Here is a 249-nt window from a genome sequence, read left to right as displayed (position 1 = left end):
AATGCGCTATGCAGGACGAATCGTTGATGATTCTGATTTAGGAACTATTAATGTAGCAGAAACCACTATTATAGATGGTCCTGGCGGCGTAGGCTCTTTTAATCGATTTGGTGATTATGCGCAAATGACCATGGATATTGATAATAGAACATTTTGGTATACAGCAGAATATATGGGAGTTCAAAACGGATTTTGGAGAACGCGTATTGCTTCATTTACATTAGGAGATACTGAAGAGGATGATGTAGC

General features: G+C 38.6%; 1 protein-coding gene. It reads left to right on the top strand.

Annotated features, from left to right (window positions below; all coding sequences use genetic code 11):
* Nucleotides 1-249, top strand: a 249-nt coding sequence (locus tag ACY2RW_RS16245; protein ID WP_490123775.1) for a hypothetical protein, incomplete at both ends; no start/stop codon positions are given.

The organism is Polaribacter sp. 2305UL8-11, from assembly GCF_058147165.1.
The sequence above is the reverse complement of the archived record's forward strand: the minus strand, read 5'-3'. Positions and strand labels throughout refer to the sequence as shown.